Source organism: Streptomyces sp. NPDC057136 (assembly GCF_042670885.1).
Lineage (GTDB): Bacteria > Actinomycetota > Actinomycetes > Streptomycetales > Streptomycetaceae > Streptomyces.
Genome location: NZ_JBHUUV010000058.1, coordinates 1 through 18,080 on the forward strand (window position 1 = coordinate 1; position 18,080 = coordinate 18,080).

Here is an 18,080-nt window from a genome sequence, read left to right on the forward strand (position 1 = left end):
TCCGTCATCGGAGGCGCACGGGCCGTCGTGCGTCACGAACTCTCACTCAGTGCGTCAGCACGGGCTCCTTGACGGTGTCACCCTCCGGCGCCGGACCCTCGTCGGCCGAGCCCTCGACATGGGCCTTCGGCCTGGCCGGCAGGGCGAACATCGCCAGGAAGATCACGGCGAGCACCCCTGCCACCCACCACAGCGACTGCTGGAACGCCTCGGCGAACGCCGGACCCACCGCCTGCGGCGTCGCCGCGTCGTCGATCACCCCGAAGAAGACCACCGACACGAGACCGAGCCCCAGGGCCGTACCCATCTGCTGCACGGTGTTGAACAGCCCGGACGCCGATCCGGAGTGCTCCCTGGGCACCTCGGAGAGCACCGCGTCCGTCAGCGGGGCCACGATCAGCCCCATCCCCACGCCCATGACGACCAGCGGCAGTGCCATCTGCCACGGCGTGATGGCCATGCCGTAGTGCTCGGACTCCCAGATGTAGAGCAGCAGTCCGGCGATCATCAGCAGCGCACCCGCCTGAAGGACCTTGCGGCCGAAGCGGGGCACCAGCTTCTGCACGGAGAGCCCGGCGGCGACCGAGACGGCGATCGAGAAGGGGATGCCCGTCGTGCCCGCCCGCAGCTCGCTCCAGCCCAGGCCCATCTGCATGTAGAGCGTCCAGACGAGGAAGAAGATGCCGAGAACGATGCCGAAGGTCAGCTGCACGGCGACGCCCGCGGCGAAGCTCCTGACCCGGAACAGTGACAACTCGATGAGCGGCGAACCGTCCTTGGCCGTCTTCCGCCGCTCGTACGCGACCAGCGCCAGGAACACCAGGAGACTGCCCACCATCGACACATGGCCCCACACCGGCCAGCCCAGCTCGTGTCCCCGGGTCAGCGGGAAGATCAGCATCAGCAGGCCGAGCGTCACCAGGACCACGCCGACCAGGTCGAGGCGGAGCGCCTTGGGTGCCTTGGACTCGCTGATGAACTTGCTGCCCAGGATCAGGCCCGCGATACCGACCGGCAGGTTGATCAGGAAGATCGGGCGCCATTCGAGACCGAAGAGGTTCCAGCCGGTGAGCAGCGCGCCCAGCAGCGGTCCGGAGACCGCGCCGAGCCCGACGATCGCACCGAAGAGGCCGAAGACCTTCCCGCGTTCGTGCGCCGGGAAGGTGGCGTGCACGATCGACAGCACCTGCGGGACCATCAGCGCCGCCATGCCGCCCTGGAGGATGCGCGAGGCGACCAGCATCTCCGGGCCGGCCGCGAAGCCGCAGAGGGCGGAGGAGACGGTGAAGCCGCCTATGCCGATGAGGAAGAGCCGCTTGCGGCCGTAGATGTCGCCGAGCCGGCCGCCCGTGATCAGCCCGGCCGCGAAGGCGAGGGCGTACCCGGCGGTGATCCACTGGATCGAGCTGAACGAGGCGCCGGTGTCCCGCTTGATGCTCGGGATGGCGATGTTGACGATCGTGACGTCGACCAGGTCCATGAAGGCCGCGGTCATCACGATGGCGAGCGCGAACCAGCGGCGCCGGTCGGCCGGGGCCGCCGGGGCCGCCGAGCCCTCGGTCGCCATGCCGGCGGCCGTCGTGGACGGCAGCGATTCGGAAGAAGTCATGGGAAGAAGCTAGAGGGCCATTAGGACAGTTCGTGACCTGATGGGCGGGCATCCTGAAGGTATGACCGATACCCCGGCACGACTGCTGAATCTGCTGTCGCTCCTCCAGACACCGCGCGAGTGGCCGGGCACCGAACTGGCCGTCCGGCTCGAAGTCAGCCCGCGCACCATCCGCCGCGACATCGACCGCCTCCGGGACCTCGGCTATCCGGTCGAGGCGACGCGCGGCTCGGTCGGCGGCTACCGCCTGGTCGCGGGCACCGCCATGCCGCCCCTGCTGCTCGACGACGAGGAGGCGGTGGCCATCGCGGTCGGGCTGCGAGCGGGGGCCGGGCACGCCATCGAGGGCGTCGACGAGGCGTCCGTACGGGCTCTGGCCAAGCTGGAGCAGGTGCTGCCCTCGCGGCTGCGGCACCGCGTCTCGTCCCTGCAGAACGCCACGCTGCCGCTCACCCGGGGCGACGGCGCCACGATCGACCCGCGCACGCTGACGGTGATGGCGTCGACGGTCACCGGGCGGGAGCGGCTGCGGTTCGCGTACCGCGCGGGGGACGGCGCCGAGACGAAGCGGCTGGTGGAACCGGTGCGGCTGGTGAGCACGGGGTACCGCTGGTATCTCGTCGCGTACGACCTGGAGCGCGAGGACTGGCGTACATTCCGGGTGGACCGGGTCAGTGAGCCGGTGGCGACCGGGGCCCGCTTCACTCCGCGTGAGCTGCCCGGGGAGGACGGGGACGCCGCCCAGTTCTTCGCCCGGTCGATGTCCCGGATGCAGGCGGAGCTGCGGATCGACGTCGGCTTCCGGGCCCCGGCGGACTTCGTGGCGGCACGGCTGCCGTCGGCGCTGGGCGCGCCGGAGCCGACCGGCGAGGACAGCTGCCGGCTACGGGCGGTCTCGACGGATTCCCTGGAGTGGGTGGCGCTGAGGCTGGCGCTCGTCGACTGCGAGTTCACGGCGCACGGGCCGCCGCAGCTGGTGGAGTACCTGAGTGACCTGGGGGGCCGGCTGACCCGGGCGTCCTCGACCTGAACCGGGCTCCCGCCCGGTGAAAACAGGCGTGGGAACAAGCGCGGAAACGGCCCGGACATGAATGAGCCCCGGCGCCGGGGGGGGTGGGCGCCGGGACTCAGCTCATGGTGCCGGTGCGAACCGGCTTGATTGTGAGGTTACGGGTTATTGGCTCACGCCGCAGCGTCAAAGCCCGTGTCGTGAGCCATTCGCTTCAATTCGAGCAGTGCGTGCTTCTCGATCTGGCGGATTCGCTCCCGGGTGAGGCCGTGCTGCTTGCCCACTTCGGTGAGGGTCCGCTCGCGGCCGTCCTCGATTCCGTACCTCATACGGATGATCGACGCGGTCCTGTTGTCGAGCTTGCCGATGAGGTCTTCCAGCTCCTCGCTGCGCAGCAGCGTCATCACGGACGTCTCGGGCGAGACTGCGGAGGTGTCCTCCAGGAGGTCACCGAACTGGGTGTCGCCCTCGTCGTCCACGGACATGTTGAGACTGACCGGGTCACGGGCCCAGTCCAGGACGTTCCCCACACGCTCCGTGGTCGTGTCCAGCTCGGCGGCGATCTCCGCGTGCTCCGGGTCGCGCCCGTGCTCGCGGTTGAACTCGCGCTGCACCCGTCGGATACGGCCGAGCTCCTCCACCAGGTGGACGGGGAGCCGGATCGTGCGGGACTGGTCGGCTATGGAGCGGGTAATGGCCTGGCGAATCCACCACGTCGCATACGTGGAGAACTTGAATCCCTTGGCGTAGTCGAACTTCTCGACCGCGCGCACCAGTCCGGCGTTGCCTTCCTGGATCAGGTCGAGCAGGGGCAGACCCGCTCGTGGGTAGCGTCGGGCCACGGCGACGACCAGCCGGAGGTTGGACCGGATGAATACGTCCTTCGCGCGTTCGCCTTCGGCAACGAGCGCCTCCAGCTCCTCACGCTTCGCTCCGCCGGCTTCGCTCTCCACCTCGCCGTCGAGGATCTGCTGGGCGTAGACGCCCGCCTCGAGGATCTGCGACAGCTCGACTTCCTTGGCGGCGTCGAGCAGCGGCGTACGGGCGATTTCTTCCAGGTACATGCCGACCAGGTCGCGATCGGCGATTTCCCCGCCCACGGCGCGAACACTGCTCGCCCGGCTTGTCCCACCGGTGGTGGACGAACGACGGGCGACGGCACGGGTTGCCATGCGTGCTCCCTTGCTGAGTAGGTCGCGACACCCTCTCGGGTGCCCTGCATCCGATGGAAACAACGACTGGAATCCGGACAGAATTCCCCTGGGCCGCATTCACTTTCGCGATCATGCAGTACCCTGTCGGCCCCAACGGGAGGACACATGGTGCAGATACCCACAGAAGTGCAGGTCAGGCCGGGCTTGGAGGGGGATGTGGTGGCTCTCACCGACATCTACAACCATTACGTCCGTGAGACCGCCCTCACATTCGACACAGTCCCCTTCACTCCCGAGCAGCGCCTCCCGTGGTTGCGCTCCCACCCTGAAGACGGCCCCTACCGCCTCCTGGTTGCTCAGGGCACCGGGGACGCTCCCCGGATCCTGGGATACGCGACCAGCAGCCCGTTCCGGCCCAAGCCGGCGTACGGCACGTCCGTCGAGGTGAGCGTCTACTGCGCACCGGACACGAGAGGGCGCGGACTGGGCACCCTGCTGTACAAGGCTCTGTTCGAGGCCCTGGCCGACGAGGACATCCACCGCGCCTACGCGGGTGTCGCCCAGCCGAACGAGCCGTCCGCCCGGCTGCACGACACATTCGGCTTCCGCCACATCGGCACGTACTCGGAGGTGGGCCGGAAGTTCGGCCGCTACTGGGACGTGGCCTGGTACGAGAAAAAGCTGGGCCAGGAGTCCTGAGCCCCGCCGGACTCCCGGACTCCCGGCCCCCGGAAACGCTCAGCCGAACTGCACCGAGCGCTTGGCCAGTCCCATCCAGAAGCCGTCGATGACGCTCCGCCCCTGCTGGAGTTCGTCCTCGGCCGCACCCAGCGTCACGAACAGCGGCGCGAAGTGCTCGGTACGCGGGTGGGCCAGCCGGCCCGCCGGGGACTTGTGCTCGAAGTCCAGCAGGGCATCGATGTCCTGCGCCTGGAGCGCCCGGTTCCCCCAGTCGTCGAACTCCGCCGACCAGCCGGGGACGCCGCCGCCCGGATGCCGGAGCGCGGCCAGGTTGTGGGTGAAGAAGCCGCTTCCGACGATCAGCACGCCCTCGTCACGCAGCGGGGCGAGCTTGCGCCCGATGTCCATCAGCTTCCGCGGGTCGAGGGTGGGCATGGAGATCTGGAGTACGGGGATGTCGGCGCCCGGGAACATCTCCACGAGCGGCACGTACGCACCGTGGTCGAGCCCTCGGTCCGGGATGTCCTGGACCGGCGTACCGGCGCCGCGCAGCAGCTTGCGGACGTTCTCCGCGAGCTCGGGGGCGCCGGGGGCCGCGTACCGCACCTGGTAATAGTGCTCGGGGAAGCCCCAGAAGTCGTAGACCAGCGGCACGGTCTCGGTGGCGCCGAGGGCGAGCGGGGCCTCCTCCCAGTGGGCGGAGACCATGAGGATCGCGGTGGGGCGGGGCAGCGTGGCGGACCAGGCGGCCAGTTCGCCGGTCCAGACCGGGTCGTCGGCGAGCGGGGGCGCCCCGTGGGAGAGGTAGAGGGCGGGCATGCGCTCCGCGGTGACAGTCATGGCACTCCCATTCCTCTGCTGCTCCGGATCCGTTGCATCACGTGGCGCTCCGGATCCGTTCGGATCGCTTCCGTTCGAATCACGTCATTGAAACTTCAAGTTCCAAGTACCAGAGACCTTAGACCTATCTAGTTCAACTTTCAAGAAAGGGTCGTAGAGTGGACTCCATGACCACGGCATCCACCGGCGAACCGCGCTGGCTCACCGACGAAGAGCAGAGCGTCTGGCGCGCCTACCGCCACGCCACCACGCTCCTGGAGGATCACCTCGACCGCCAGTTGCAGCGCGATGCCGGCATGCCGCACATCTATTACGGCCTGCTCGTCCAGCTCGCCCAGGCACCCCGCCGGCAGATGCGGATGACCGAGCTGGCCAAGGACGCCAAGATCACCCGGTCCCGGCTCTCGCACGCCATCGCCCGGCTGGAGAAGAACGGCTGGGTGCGGCGCGAGGACTGCCCCTCCGACAAACGCGGCCAGAACGCGGTCCTCACCGACGAGGGCTTCGCAATGCTCCGCCGTTCCGCACCGGGCCATGTCACCGCCGTACGCCAGGCGATGTTCGACCGGCTCACGCCCGAGCAGGTACGCGGGCTCGGCGAGATCATGCGGGTGATGGCCGCCGGGCTGGAACCGGAGGACACGGGCGCGGACCTGCCCTGGCTCCGCTGAGCCGACCGGGCCCCCAGGACCCCGGCACCCCAGCACCCCGGATACGCGTCCGCCCCGGCTCCGATGAACGGAGCCGGGGCGGATGTCGCAGATCACGTCGGGCGCGCCGCCCGCGTCAGTGTGCGACGACCGGGATCTTGATGTCGTCCTGGACCCCGTCGGCGGACCCGGCGACCGGGCCGTCCGTTCCGGCGCCCGGGCGTCCCGTGTTGATCAGCCACACCGCGATCGCCGAGGCGGCGAGGAGGATGCCGACCGCCCACCAGATCGCGCTGGTGAAGCCGGCGACCATGGCCTGGAACTGCAGCAGCTTCGGGTCCGTGGAGCCCGCGGCGTGGGCCGTGAAGTACGCCGTGGTGGCGCCGGCCGCGATGGTGTTCAGCAGCGCGGTGCCGATGGCGCCGCCGACCTGCTGCGAGGTGTTGACCATCGCCGAGGCCACACCCGCGTCACGCGGCTCGACGCCGTACGTGGCCAGGGACATTGCCGGCATGAACGCCGTACCCATACCCAGGCCGAGCAGCAGCTGGCCGAAGAGGATGACGCCCGCGTAGCTGGAATCGGTCTCCAGCTGGGTGAGCAGCAGCATGCCGATCGCGGCCGCCAGGAAGCCGGGGCCCATCAGCCAGCGCGGCGGCACCCGGGTCATGAGACGGGCACCGATCTGGGTGGACCCGGTGATCATGCCCACGATCATCGGCATGAACGCGAAGCCGGTCTTGACCGGCGAGTAGCCCTTGACGATCTGGAGGTAGTACGTCAGGAACAGGAAGAGCCCGAACATCGCGATGACGGCGAGACCCAGCGAGAGGTAGACCCCGAAGCGGTTGCGGTCCGCCAGCACGCGCAGCGGCATCAGCGGCGACTTCACCAGCCACTCGGTGACGAGGAAGGCGATGAGCAGCAGACCGGACGCCACGAACAGGCCGACGGTCACGGGGTCCGTCCAGCCGGACGACTCGACGCGGGTGAAGCCGTACACCAGCGAGACGAGTCCCAGCGTGGACAGGATGACGCCGGGGATGTCGAGCGACGAACGGTTACGGCTGCCGACCGGCTCACGGATGACGAAGTAGGCACCCGCGGCGGCGACGATGGCGAAGGGGATGTTGACGAAGAACGTCCAGCGCCAGTTCAGGTACTCGGTGAGGAAGCCGCCCAGGATCAGGCCGACCGCGCCACCGCCACCGGCGATCGCACCGTAGATACCGAACGCCTTGGCGCGCTCCTTGGCATCGGTGAACATCACGGCGAGGAGCGAGAGCGCCGCCGGTGCGAGCAGTGCGCCGAAGACACCCTGCAGCGCACGGGAGGCGAACATCATCGCCTCGCCCTGCGCGGCGCCACCGAGGGCGGAGGCCACGGCGAAGCCGAGGAGACCGATCACGAAGACGCGCTTACGGCCCCAGAGGTCGGCGAGGCGTCCGCCGAAGAGGAGCAGCCCGCCGAAGGCGAGCGCGTACGCGGTGATGACCCACTGCTTGTTGCCCTCGGAGATACCCAGGTCCGTCTGGGCCGACGGCAGCGCGATGTTCACGATCGTCGCGTCGAGCACGACCATCAGCTGGGCGAGGGCGATGAAGGCCAGTGCTTTCCAGCGACTGGGATCGGGGAGCCGTACGTCGGCTGTTTTTGACATGGGAGTAGCCACCTAAGGGCGCGTCGGGGCGCGAGAGTCGTGATGTCGGCGAAAACGGGCGTGCGGTACCGGGGCCGGGGCCCTGTGTCGTGGGACCGGGTCCGGAAGTCCGGGTTCGTTCGGCGGTGGGTTACACCGGGTGGTTCAGGTCGTCGTCGTGGGCGTCAGTGCCCGCGCCGCAGGTCCTCCAGGGTCGCCGCCGATCCGGGCAGCACGGACCGGGCCGGAGCTTCCAGTCCGTCCAGGAACAGCTGCAGATGACGGTGGGTGAACCGGTCGATGTCCAGGCAGGCGATGCCGGGCAGCGGCCGGGTGAGCTGGGAGAGGGCGACCAGTACGTCGCCGACGGCGATGTCGGTGCGCAGGCGCCCCGCGGTCATGGCGCGCTCCACGAGTCCTTCGACGGCCTCTTCGAGGCGACGGCGCTCGGCGAGCAGTTCGGGATGGTTCTTGTCGAAGCTGCCGGAGAGCAGCGGGCACAGGGCGCCGATCCGCTCGTCGGCGGCGGCGTGCACGAAGTGGCTGAGCGCGGCGAACGGGTCGGACTCCGCCGCGACGGCCTCTTCGGCCCGGTCGGTGGTGCGGGAGGTGACCGCGAGGACGACCTCGTGGGTGAGGGCGGCCCGGTCGGGGAAGTTCCGGTAGAGCGTGGCGTTGCCGACGCCCGCCCGGCGCGCGACCTCGTCGAGGGGCACGTCGGGTCCGAACTCGACGAACATCTCGCGGGCCGCCGTCACGATCCGCTCCCGGTTGCGCAGCGCGTCGGCCCGCGGACGGGACGCACGGCGCCGCACGACGCAGGTATCGGTATCAGTGACGGTCTTCACGACGGCAGCCCTTCCGTTTCGTATGTGGCGTTCCCTCGCGTAAGCGGGGACCGCTTCCCCGGTTAGCGGGGACACAGATACAAACGGGGAAGGAGTCCCCGGTATTTCACCTACCTATGTGACCTGAGTCACATACAGGAAGCGCGGAATCCTCCGATCGGCGCAGTCAACGAGCGACCCCGCAGCACCCGGCACAGGCTGATCGCCAGAGCGCAGTCAGAGCCGGCCGACTGCCGCGGACCCCGAAGGCGCCTCTATGCAGCAGCCCCGCCACCGGATACGCAGACACCGCCACCCTGTCGCACTCGTCGGAGCCACGGCCCTGGGCATCGCGGTCATGGCCACGGCCAGCAGCAACCTCCCCGCTCCCGGCCGCGCCTCCGCGGGCCCGTCCGCGGCCGCCGAGGACTCCCCGCTCGGCTCGTGCCGGATATCCGCGGCCATGGGCGTACAGATGTCGGAGGGCATGCCGACCGCACCCGGCTACGTGCGCTCCACGGGCCGGGTCAAGGCCCTCAACCTCATGATCGACTTCTCGGACGCCCCGGGCTCGGGGACCGCGGAGGAACGCCTCGCGGAATTCTTCCCGCAGACCTCCGAATGGTTCCGCAACAGCTCCTACGGGCGGCTCACCTATCTGCCCGAGGCGCCGGTGAAGGGCTGGCTGCGGATGCCGCTGCCGTTCGCCGAGTACGGCATCGAGCGCGGCTCGCCCTACGAGCCGGGCTACCGCGACCTCCTGAAGGACCTCGTGGCGACGGCCGACCCCAAGGTCGACTTCTCCGCGTACGACCTGATCAACGTGCTGGTCACCCCCAACGCCGGCCCCTCGGCGCTGGACACCGTGCTGTCGGTGACCTTCTCCGCCAACGAGGACGCCCCGTACGCGGACGGCGTGCCGCTCGCCAACACCTCGTTCGTCTACAGCCGCCAGGACGACGGCTCGGGCTCGTACGACGAGACCGGCTACCGCGTCCTGCCGCACGAGAACGGCCATATCTTCGGCCTGCCCGACCTCTACACCATGGAGGGCGGGGGCTCCGTCGGGCACTGGGACATCATGTCCGAGGACTGGGGGGCCAACAACGACTTCCTCGGCTGGCACAAGTGGAAGCTCGGCTGGCTCGACAACGACCAGATCGACTGCGCGGCCCGGTCCGGCACGAGCGAACACACCCTCGGCCCGCTGGCCACCGCGGGCGGCACCAAGCTGGCCTTCATACCCCTGAGCGCCGAGTCGGGCTACGCCGTGGAGGTGCGGACGCCCGATGGCAACGACGCGGAAGTCTGCCGGCCCGGTGTGCTGGTCTACAAGGTCAGCTCCGACGTGGACACCGGCCAGGGACCGGTGTCCATCGCCGACAGCACCCAGGACAGCGGCGGCTGCACCCGGGAGCCGAATGTGCACGCCGAGCTCTCCGACGCCCCGTTCCGGCCGGGCGGGACGTTCACCGACCGCACCAACGGCATACGCATATCCGTGCTCGCCAAGAACGCGGACGAGACCTACCGGGTGCGGATCACTCGTCCCTGAGGCACCCGACGACCGCTGCCGTCAGTCGGTCAGTCCCTCTCCACATGGGCCCGGACCGGGCCGCGCAGCTCACGCTTGAGGATCTTCCCGGTCGCGTTCCGGGGCAGCGGCTCCTCGCTCACGAGGACGTGGGCGGGGACCTTGAACGCGGCGAGGCTCCGGCCGACATGCGCCCGCAGCTCCTCGACCGTCGCCCCGGCGCCGGGGCGCAGCCGGACGACGGCCGCGACCTCCTCGCCCAGCACCGGATGCGGAACGCCGAGCACGGCCGCGTCCTCGACCTCGGGGTGGTCGTGCAGCACGGCCTCGACCTCGACGCAGTACACGTTCTCGCCGCCGCGGATCACCATGTCCTTGATCCGGTCGACGACGCTGACACGGCCGTCGCGCAGCACCGCGAGATCCCCCGTGCGGAACCAGCCGTCGGTGAACGCCGCGGCGGTGGCCGCCTCGTCCCGCCAGTAGCCGCGGACCAGCGACTGACCGCGCAGCCACAGCTCACCGACCTCGCCGTCGGGCGGCGCCTCGCCCGCCGGGCCGGCGATCCGGACCTCGGTGACGGGTGTCGGGCGCCCGACGCTGCCGGGGTGGCTCCGGTAGTCGGCGCCGAAGTTCGCCGTCACCCCGCCACTGGTCTCGGTCAGCCCGTAGCCGTTACGGGGCTCGATCCGCTCCCCGTAACGTGCGGTGAGCCGGGCGACCAGGTCGGGCGGGGCGGCGGCTCCGCCGGTGTTCAGCATCAGCAGGCTCTCCAGGCCGTCGCCCGCCTGCTCGGCGGCGGCGAGCAGCTGGAGGGCGGTGGCCGGGACGCCCGCGTAGTGCGTGACCCCGTGGCGGCCGATCAGCCGCAGCGCCTCGTCGGCGTCCCACTTGCGCATCAGGACGATCGTGCCGCCCGCGGCCATGGTCGTGTAGAAGCTGGTGAAGGCTGCGACGTGGAAGAACGGGAAGGTCATCAGCTGGACGGGCGAGGGGCCCTGGCCCGGAATGATGCCCCGGCCCAGCGCGGAGACCGCCGCGTGGAAGCGCGGGTTGACGGCCGCGCCGATCTGGGCGAGCTGGGTGGCCACGGCGCCCTTGGGTCGTCCGGTGGTGCCGGAGGTGTAGATGATCGTGGCGTCGTCCTCGGGCCGGATCTCCACCTCGGGCGGTGCGGCCAGCGGGTCCGGGGCGGGCAGGTCCTCGTACCGCTCGATCCCCTCGCCCGCGGGCCCCTCGCGGTCCGTGGCGTGGAAGACGACCGCCCGGGCCCCCGTGCGCTCCCGCCAGGCGGCCACCTTGGGCAGCCGCTCCCCGTCGACGAGCAGCACACGCGGTGCGCAGTCGTCGAGGGCGTACGTGAACTCGTCCTCGGTCCACCAGGCGTTGAGGGGTACGGAGACAAGACCGGCCAGCTGCGTCGCCCAGAACGCGATCTGCCATTCGGGGTGGTTGCGCATCGCGACGACGGCCCGGTCGCCCGGCCGCAGACCGTACGTATCGGCCAGGCGCCGGGCCAGGGACGAGGCGGCGGCGAAGAATTCCGCGTACGAGTAGCTGCGCTCCCCGGCGATCAGGAACGGCCGGTCACCGAGGGCCCAGGTGGCCTCCACGAACTCCCGGAGCGTGCGGGGCCCGCCCTCGTACACGAGCGTTCCCTGCTCGTCGCGGACGACGGCGAAGGGTGCGCCGGGCGCGGTCAGGCCTGCCTCGATACGGGCTGTGGCATCCGAGGCGGGGGCGGTTGCGGGCGATTCGGTGTGCGGCACGAGCGACCTTCCTAAGCGCTTGCTCAGTAGCCCGGCGACGCTATGCCCGCACCCGCACGCCGTCAAGGCACCCCGCGCCGGCCAGGGCCTGTCCGGCGGACCAGGGCCGGATAGGACGCGGCGTCCGGTGCGGTGCATCGCAAGGCGCCGAAGCGTCCTAAGGTGGGGTCTCCCCTGCTCGAACGAAGTTGAGAGCTCGGGGAAGAAGCCGAGAGCTCGGGGAAGTGCCAGACGCCGTGGCCCCGGCCCTGGTCCGCCGGACAGGCCCTAAGGGGTCCGCGAAGTACCGGGCCAGCCTGCGCTGGAACGCCAGCTCGGCCGCCAGATCGCCCGGCTCCGCCGAGAGGGGGGTCACCACGGGCTCCGGGGGCAGGTTGTCGAGGTCCTTCGCCTCGATCGCCGCCCGGATCTGCGCCGCCTCGACGGCGGCGGCCAGCTCGTCGTCCGTCAGCCCGGCGTCCGCGCCGCAGCGCCGGAGGGCACCGGCGAGCGCGGGGTCCATCCAGGGCCGCAGCGCCCACTGGGCGTCACGGACCTCGATCATCACCCGGTACAGACGTGCGTTCAGACCCGCGCCGGCCTTCATGGGGATGACCACCTCGGGCGCCCGTGCCGTCACCGCACGGTGCAGCGGCCCCAAGGCCCGGAAGGCGCGCCGGTGTTCGGACCACTGCCGTACGGCGATGACGCGCTTGCCGATGTCCGGCAGCATCCAGCCCACGGCCTGCATGACTCCGACCAGGACGAGGGAGAGATGGCCCATCGGTTCCCACCGCTCCGCCGAGACGCCCATACGTTCCGCGAATATGCCGACGGCACCGCATGCGGCATATATGAGACTGAGAGGCAAGGTCATCGCGAGAAGACCAAGTCCCCGGCGCAGCCAGACCGATGGGGGAATATGCGCATGACGTCGGCACGTGATGCCGATATTGATCTGCCCCACCGTGAAGGCAATGAGGTAGAAAGCCAGATACATCGGGTTCTGCGCCGCGGCCTGCGCGCTGAAGTCGGCGGGCCCCACCGGCCGCATGGGAACGGCGAAGAACAGCGTCGTCATGGCCGTCAGCGTCACACCGAGACCGATCAGCGGGAATATGGCCTTTCGGTAGGCCGTGACCCTCTCGTGGGAAATTCGGAGCAGCACGAGTTGCTGACATACCGTCACGAGAATGACACAGGTCTGGGTGACGAGTCCGGAGAAGTTCTCGGTGCCGACGGCGCGTCCCGCCTCCGACCACACCGCGGGGACCGCGACCAGACCGATCACGAGGAGCAGGAAGTAGTACTCCGCCAGAGCGAGCCGGACCGCCGAATAGCCGGCCCGCAGGACCCGGACCTTCTCGACGAAGGCGACGAGGGCGAGCGCGGCGCAGACCAGATGCGGACCGGCGCTCATCCCCGGCCCGGCACGACCGGGGGCTCCAGTTCCGCCAGACGCGCGGCGAGCCTCCGGGCCTCCGGCGCCACCGGCCACACCGGTCCGGCGGTCCAGGCACCGATACGGCGGCCGATGAGCGAGCCGACCAGCTCCGCCTCGATCTCCGCATCGGACTGTCCGTGCTCCCGCCCCAGCACGCGTCGTACCAGGTCAGGACTGAGCGAAGGGAGCAGCATCCCGGCATCCTCCGCCGCCAGCGCGGGCGAGGCGGCGTGATCGCAGACGATGTGACCGATCTCGTGAAGGATGACCTGGCGCTGGTGCACGGGAGCGAGCCGCTCCTCGAAGACGACGTACTCGCGGCTCTCCGTGGAGACCCACAGGCCGTGCGGGCTCCCCAGGGGGAGCGTGAGGGAGACCAGCCGCACCGGGCGGCCGCGCATGCGGCCGACATGCTCGCAGAGCTGTTCGATCGACAGTGTCGTGCCGACGGGGAGACCCAGGGCCCGTACCCGCCGCTCGCAGCGAGCGTCGCGGCTGTTCTTCCCTCGGCGCCCGAACGGAACCGGCCATCGCACGGAGATCACCTCGACCCGTCCGTGCGGAAAACGCGTGATCTCGTGATGCCGTCGGAAACCGGTACCGGAATCCGGGATCGCCGAGATCCCCTCGTACACGCATGCCGAAGTTCCACGTGCCCTCCAGCCCCCCTGGGTCGATCAATGCCCACGCGGAACCCTCGCAGATGGCGGGATCCACCTGCGTGCAGGTGGCGGGATCCACCTACGCTCCACAAAAAAGATCCAAACACGTGTGCCCATGGGCGGTCTAGGGTCACTTCCGGCCACGGCAATGAGGCCCTCCGCGCTGGGCCGCATTGCGTACGGCGAGGATTCCCCTTTCCGCTGCTCGGCGGAAATTGACCAATTTCGATTTGCCGCCGGGAAACCTGGAAGCTAAACGCCGTTCGGGGGCTGTTCTTCCGACAGCCCCTCCAACTCGCGTACGCGCTCGATGACTTCGGCGATCGACTTGAGGCTCTTGACCGAAAGGCCGGCCGTCCTGAGAGCGACCTTCTGCACCTGCGCGTCGCGCAGGGCCGTGAGCAGTTCGAGGTCGGTGTCGACGGCCGCCGTCACCTGGTCGTCGAAGAAGTAGGCCGGCGGCACCCCGAAGAACTTGGCCAGTCCTTCGAGATGGCGCAGCGTGGGGTTGTCGCGCTGTCCCTTGCGCAGCAGCCAGATGTAACTGCCCGAGATGGGCGTGCCATCGGCGGTGATGGCGCGCGCCACCTCCTCCGAGCTGTACGGAAGCCGGCCGGCGGGAACCACGTTCGTGAACAGGTGGTCCAGCTTCTCGGCCAGAGCGTTCTCCGGTCCGTCTGTGCTGTTCAAAGTTGCACCGCCTTTCGTGCGGATCACCGTACTCTCGACTCATGTTGACGTCGACGCCGGGGCGCATCCACGCTCGTTGACGACCTCAATCCACGCGGGTAGCATCGCCGCTTGATCGTCAACTCATGTTGGACAGGGTCCCGTTAACTTCTACGTCAGTCGATACACAGTCGAATGATCATCGCGAAGGGGGAAGCTTCATGAGCGCCGTGCAGCGATTGACGGTCCAGCTCCTCGGTCCTGTGACCTTGCTGAACGCGAGCGTACCCATCCTGATCCAGGGCCAAAGGCAACTCAGGTTCCTGACCTCGCTCGCCCTCAGGCCCGGACAGTTCGTCACCAAGGAAGCGATCATCCAGGACTCCTGGGACAGCGAGCCACCGCGCACCGTGTCGGGGCAGCTCCAGACCTCGGCATGGAAGATACGGGCGGCACTGCGGGAAGCGGGCCTCCCGAAGGACGTCCTCACCTCCAACCACCTCGGCTACCAACTGCACGTCCCCGTCGAGCGCATCGATCTGTTCCTCTTCCGGGACGCGCTCCGGGACGTCCGCGCCCTGTGCACACGCGGCGAGTACGACGCGGCCGTCGTGAAGCTCGACGCCAGCCTCTCCATGTGGAAGGGCACCGCCCTCGCCGATATCGCCTCCGGCCGGCTCCGCCTCCAGGCCGAAGGACTCGACCGGGAGCGCGCCGCCGCGGTCGAACTGCGCACCCAGATCGACATCGAGATGGAGCGGTACGACGAGGCGATCGGCCAGCTGACGGAACTCCTCGACCAGGACCCGCTGCGCGAGGACCTCTACGTCTGGCTGATGAAGGCGTACTACGGGGCGGGCCGCCCCGCGGACGCCATCCAGGTCTTCCACCGGGCCAAGGAGATGCTGCGCGAGCAGATCGGCATCAGTCCGGGCGTCAAGCTCAAGGACGCGCTCCAGGCCGTGCTGCACCAGGACGAGTTCTTCCCGACGAGCACCTCCGCCTTCTCCAGGACGCCGAAAGCCTCGGCGCTGCCCCTGCGTTCGGCCCTGTCCGCATAGAAGATGTGACGGAACGGGCTTGACTGAGTGGTGGCACCGGAACAGCGGGCGACCGCCGGGCCGGCCATGAGCGCGTACGCCACCTCATGAAGAGAAAAGGGACATCAGCAGTGACCACACCCCAGGGCTTTCTGGTCCACACGGCTCCGGCCGGACTCGCCGACGACGGCCGCGACGACTTCACCGTCCTGATCTCCACCGTGCCCGCCGTCTCCGCGGCGGTGTTCACCAAGTCGCGGTTCGCCGGGCCCAGTGTGGTCCTGTGCCGGGACGAGACCAGGCTCGCGGCGGCACGCGGCGTGGTCGTCGTGGCCCGTAACGCCAATGTGGCCACCGGCGCCGAAGGGGACCGCAACGCGCGGGAGGTCCGGCGCAGGACGGCCGAGATCGCCGGGCTGCCGGAGGACGAGCTGCTGATCGCCTCGACCGGCGTGATCGGCAAGCAGTACCCGATGGACGACATCCGCGTACACCTCGACTCGCTGAGCTGGCCGCCGGAGGACCGCGGCCTGGAGCGGGCGGCCGAGGCCATCATGACGACGGACACCCACTCCAAGATCGCCACGGCGCGCTGCGGCGACGCCACGATCACCGGGATCGCGAAGGGGGTGGGGATGCTGGAGCCGGACATGGCCACGCTGCTCACGTTCTTCGCCACCGACGCCGAGCTGCCGCAGCCCGAGCTGGACCGGATCTTCCGCCGGGTCATGGACGTCACCTTCAACGCGGTGTCCATCGACACCGACACCTCCACCAGCGACACCGCCGCCGTGTTCGCCAACGGCCTCGCGGGCCCCGTGGACGCGGCCGGGTTCGAAGCGGCGCTGCACGAGGTGGCGCTGGCGCTGGTCCGGATGATCGCCAAGGACGGCGAGGGCGCGGGCAAGCTCATCGAGATCCGGGTCACCGGCGCACGGGACACCGCGCAGGCCAAGCGGGTGGGCAAGACCGTGGTCAACTCCCCGCTCGTCAAGACGGCCGTACACGGCAGCGACCCCAACTGGGGCCGGGTGGCCATGGCCATCGGCAAGTGCCAGGACGACACCGACATCGTCCCCGAGAAGGTCTCCATCGGCTTCGGCGGCATCGACGTCTACCCGGCCGGCAGCGCGGAGGACGACACCCTGGTGCGCAAGCAGATCGCCGATCACCTGCGCGGCGACGAGGTGCTGATCAGCATCGGACTGGGCATCGGCCAGGGCGAGTTCACCGTCTACGGATGCGACCTCACCCCCGGATACGTGCGCCTCAACTCCGAGTACACGACCTGACCGGCACCTCCGCCGGGCGAAAGGCCGCGAGCCCGGCGTGATCCAAACGAAAGGCCCGACGCCCCGCCGCCCGGACCGGGCCGCGGGGCGTCGGCTGCCGGACACGGCGCCGCCCCATGGCCTAAAGCCACCGACTCGTCACATACCGTCTGTACCCTCCTGATCACACTTGGTGACATACGGAGGTTTTGCGCATGCTGCGGATGCGGCGATCGGTGCTCCAGAGGATGCTGGCGGTCGGCAGCGCCGGTCTACTGACCGCCGGGGCCGCCCCGGTCCTGCCCGCGTCGGCACCACGGCGGCCGGATCGCGACATCGCCTCCACCCGGCTGAGCATGCGCTGGCTCGGAGTGGCCGGCTGGGAGCTCGCCTTCGGCGGCCGCAGTCTGCTCTTCGACCCCTATCTGAGCCGTATGCCGTACCAGGGCGAGGACGGCGCGCTCGATCCGCGGCTCCCCCTGCGCGTGGACCGGGCAGCGGTGGCGCGGGTGGCCGGTGAAGAGCTCGTGGGGCCTCCCGAGCTCGTCCTCGTCAGCCACGGGCACTTCGACCACATCGCCGACGTACCCGAGTTGCTGGCGCACCCGCAGTGGCGGAAGCACCGCATCCGCACCCTGTGCGACCTGACCTCGCGGCATCTGCTCACCGCGCTCGGCACGCCCGCGGATCGGGTCGCCGACATGATCCCCGTACGGGGAGGCGAATACCTCCAGTTCGACGGCTACACCGTGCAGGTGATCCCCAGCCTGCACAGCCAGAGCGCGGATCACGGCTACTTCGCCCCCGACGTCCTCACCGCGCCCCTGCCGAAGCGGCCCACGACGCTCGGCGAACTGCCCGAGGGCGGAACGCTGATGTACATGGTCGCCTTCGACGGCGGACCATCCGTGCTGCTCTCCGGCGCCAGCAACTACATCGCCCGCGAACTGGAGGGCCTGCGCCCGGACGTCGCCGTGATCAGCATGACCGCCCACTCCGGCGTCCACCGCTACCTCGACCGCTTGCTCGATGTGCTCGGCGATCCGCCCCTGATCATCCCCAGCCACCACGACGACATGGTCGCCGACCTCCGGGCCGGCGCCACGAACCCCCTGTGGGCGGCGCCGACCAGGACCGCGGTCACCGCGCTGGACAAGGCCGCGGCAGGACGCGCGGTCACGGTTAGCCGGGTGCTGACGCCGCAGCCGATGGTTCCGCTGGACATCACGGGCGCGCTGCGCTGAGCTGGGCCGGGTGCTGTGACCGGTTTCGCGGCCTCCGGTCGCATTTGGTCCTTAATCTC

15 protein-coding genes and 1 pseudogene are annotated in these 18,080 nt (G+C 69.6%); 7 read left to right on the forward strand and 9 right to left on the reverse strand.

Annotated features, from left to right (window positions below):
- Window positions 1-46: 46 nt before the first annotated feature.
- Window positions 47-1,609 carry an MFS transporter gene (locus ACFT7S_RS36270; protein WP_382740017.1) on the reverse strand — a complete coding sequence of 521 codons (1,563 nt, stop codon included), beginning with the start codon at window positions 1,607-1,609 and terminating at the stop codon, window positions 47-49.
- 61 nt (window positions 1,610-1,670) lie between these two features.
- Here ACFT7S_RS36270 and ACFT7S_RS36275 point away from each other — a divergent pair, with 61 nt between their 5' ends.
- Window positions 1,671-2,639, forward strand: a complete 969-nt coding sequence (locus tag ACFT7S_RS36275; protein ID WP_382740021.1) for a helix-turn-helix transcriptional regulator — start codon at window positions 1,671-1,673, stop codon at window positions 2,637-2,639.
- 152 nt (window positions 2,640-2,791) lie between these two features.
- On the opposite strand, the gene ACFT7S_RS36280 is transcribed toward ACFT7S_RS36275, so the two are convergent.
- Window positions 2,792-3,790: an RNA polymerase sigma factor RpoD/SigA gene (locus tag ACFT7S_RS36280; RefSeq protein ID WP_382740023.1), complete on the reverse strand. Its 999-nt coding sequence runs from the start codon at window positions 3,788-3,790 to the stop codon at window positions 2,792-2,794.
- 147 nt (window positions 3,791-3,937) lie between these two features.
- Here ACFT7S_RS36280 and ACFT7S_RS36285 point away from each other — a divergent pair, with 147 nt between their 5' ends.
- On the forward strand, window positions 3,938-4,471 hold the full coding sequence (locus ACFT7S_RS36285; protein WP_382740027.1) for a GNAT family N-acetyltransferase: 534 nt from the start codon (window positions 3,938-3,940) through the stop codon (window positions 4,469-4,471).
- A gap of 39 nt (window positions 4,472-4,510) precedes the next feature.
- On the opposite strand, the gene ACFT7S_RS36290 is transcribed toward ACFT7S_RS36285, so the two are convergent.
- On the reverse strand, window positions 4,511-5,293 hold the full coding sequence (locus tag ACFT7S_RS36290; protein ID WP_382740030.1) for a dioxygenase: 783 nt from the start codon (window positions 5,291-5,293) through the stop codon (window positions 4,511-4,513).
- 158 nt (window positions 5,294-5,451) lie between these two features.
- Here ACFT7S_RS36290 and ACFT7S_RS36295 point away from each other — a divergent pair, with 158 nt between their 5' ends.
- Window positions 5,452-5,964: a MarR family winged helix-turn-helix transcriptional regulator gene (locus ACFT7S_RS36295; RefSeq protein ID WP_382740033.1), complete on the forward strand. Its 513-nt coding sequence runs from the start codon at window positions 5,452-5,454 to the stop codon at window positions 5,962-5,964.
- 115 nt (window positions 5,965-6,079) lie between these two features.
- Here the strand turns inward: ACFT7S_RS36295 and ACFT7S_RS36300 are convergent, their stop codons facing one another.
- Both ACFT7S_RS36300 and ACFT7S_RS36305 read right to left on the reverse strand, forming a co-directional pair.
- Window positions 6,080-7,603 carry an MFS transporter gene (locus tag ACFT7S_RS36300; RefSeq protein WP_382740036.1) on the reverse strand — a complete coding sequence of 508 codons (1,524 nt, stop codon included), beginning with the start codon at window positions 7,601-7,603 and terminating at the stop codon, window positions 6,080-6,082.
- Window positions 7,604-7,767: 164 nt separating this feature from the next.
- Window positions 7,768-8,430: a TetR/AcrR family transcriptional regulator gene (locus ACFT7S_RS36305; protein ID WP_382740040.1), complete on the reverse strand. Its 663-nt coding sequence runs from the start codon at window positions 8,428-8,430 to the stop codon at window positions 7,768-7,770.
- A 256-nt stretch (window positions 8,431-8,686) separates the two neighbouring features.
- On the opposite strand from ACFT7S_RS36305, the gene ACFT7S_RS36310 reads away from it, so the two are divergent.
- Complete coding sequence (locus ACFT7S_RS36310; protein WP_382740042.1) at window positions 8,687-9,964, forward strand: M6 family metalloprotease domain-containing protein; 1,278 nt, start codon at window positions 8,687-8,689, stop codon at window positions 9,962-9,964.
- Between the two features lie 29 nt (window positions 9,965-9,993).
- Here ACFT7S_RS36310 and ACFT7S_RS36315 read toward each other — a convergent pair whose 3' ends face one another.
- The 4 genes from ACFT7S_RS36315 to ACFT7S_RS36330 all read right to left on the reverse strand — a co-directional run bounded on the left by ACFT7S_RS36315 (window position 9,994) and on the right by ACFT7S_RS36330 (window position 14,487).
- Complete coding sequence (locus tag ACFT7S_RS36315; RefSeq protein ID WP_382740045.1) at window positions 9,994-11,712, reverse strand: class I adenylate-forming enzyme family protein; 1,719 nt, start codon at window positions 11,710-11,712, stop codon at window positions 9,994-9,996.
- A 157-nt stretch (window positions 11,713-11,869) separates the two neighbouring features.
- Window positions 11,870-13,111, reverse strand: a complete 1,242-nt coding sequence (locus tag ACFT7S_RS36320; RefSeq protein ID WP_382740047.1) for an MAB_1171c family putative transporter — start codon at window positions 13,109-13,111, stop codon at window positions 11,870-11,872.
- Window positions 13,108-13,671: an ImmA/IrrE family metallo-endopeptidase gene (locus tag ACFT7S_RS36325; protein ID WP_382740050.1), complete on the reverse strand. Its 564-nt coding sequence runs from the start codon at window positions 13,669-13,671 to the stop codon at window positions 13,108-13,110. The genes ACFT7S_RS36320 and ACFT7S_RS36325 overlap by 4 nt, the downstream gene beginning before the upstream one ends.
- Before the next feature lie 378 nt (window positions 13,672-14,049).
- Window positions 14,050-14,487 carry a helix-turn-helix domain-containing protein gene (locus ACFT7S_RS36330; protein ID WP_382740053.1) on the reverse strand — a complete coding sequence of 146 codons (438 nt, stop codon included), beginning with the start codon at window positions 14,485-14,487 and terminating at the stop codon, window positions 14,050-14,052.
- Window positions 14,488-14,687: 200 nt separating this feature from the next.
- Here ACFT7S_RS36330 and ACFT7S_RS36335 point away from each other — a divergent pair.
- From ACFT7S_RS36335 to ACFT7S_RS36345, 3 genes and pseudogenes are all read left to right on the forward strand, one after another.
- Window positions 14,688-15,422: pseudogene (locus ACFT7S_RS36335) on the forward strand (BTAD domain-containing putative transcriptional regulator); the annotation flags it as partial.
- Between the two features lie 191 nt (window positions 15,423-15,613).
- Window positions 15,614-16,798, forward strand: coding sequence for a bifunctional glutamate N-acetyltransferase/amino-acid acetyltransferase ArgJ (argJ, locus tag ACFT7S_RS36340; RefSeq protein WP_382740056.1), 1,185 nt, complete (start codon window positions 15,614-15,616; stop codon window positions 16,796-16,798).
- A gap of 194 nt (window positions 16,799-16,992) precedes the next feature.
- Window positions 16,993-18,021 (forward strand): MBL fold metallo-hydrolase, encoded by a 1,029-nt coding sequence (locus ACFT7S_RS36345; RefSeq protein ID WP_382740059.1) that lies wholly within the window; start codon window positions 16,993-16,995, stop codon window positions 18,019-18,021.
- Window positions 18,022-18,080 lie beyond the last annotated feature (59 nt).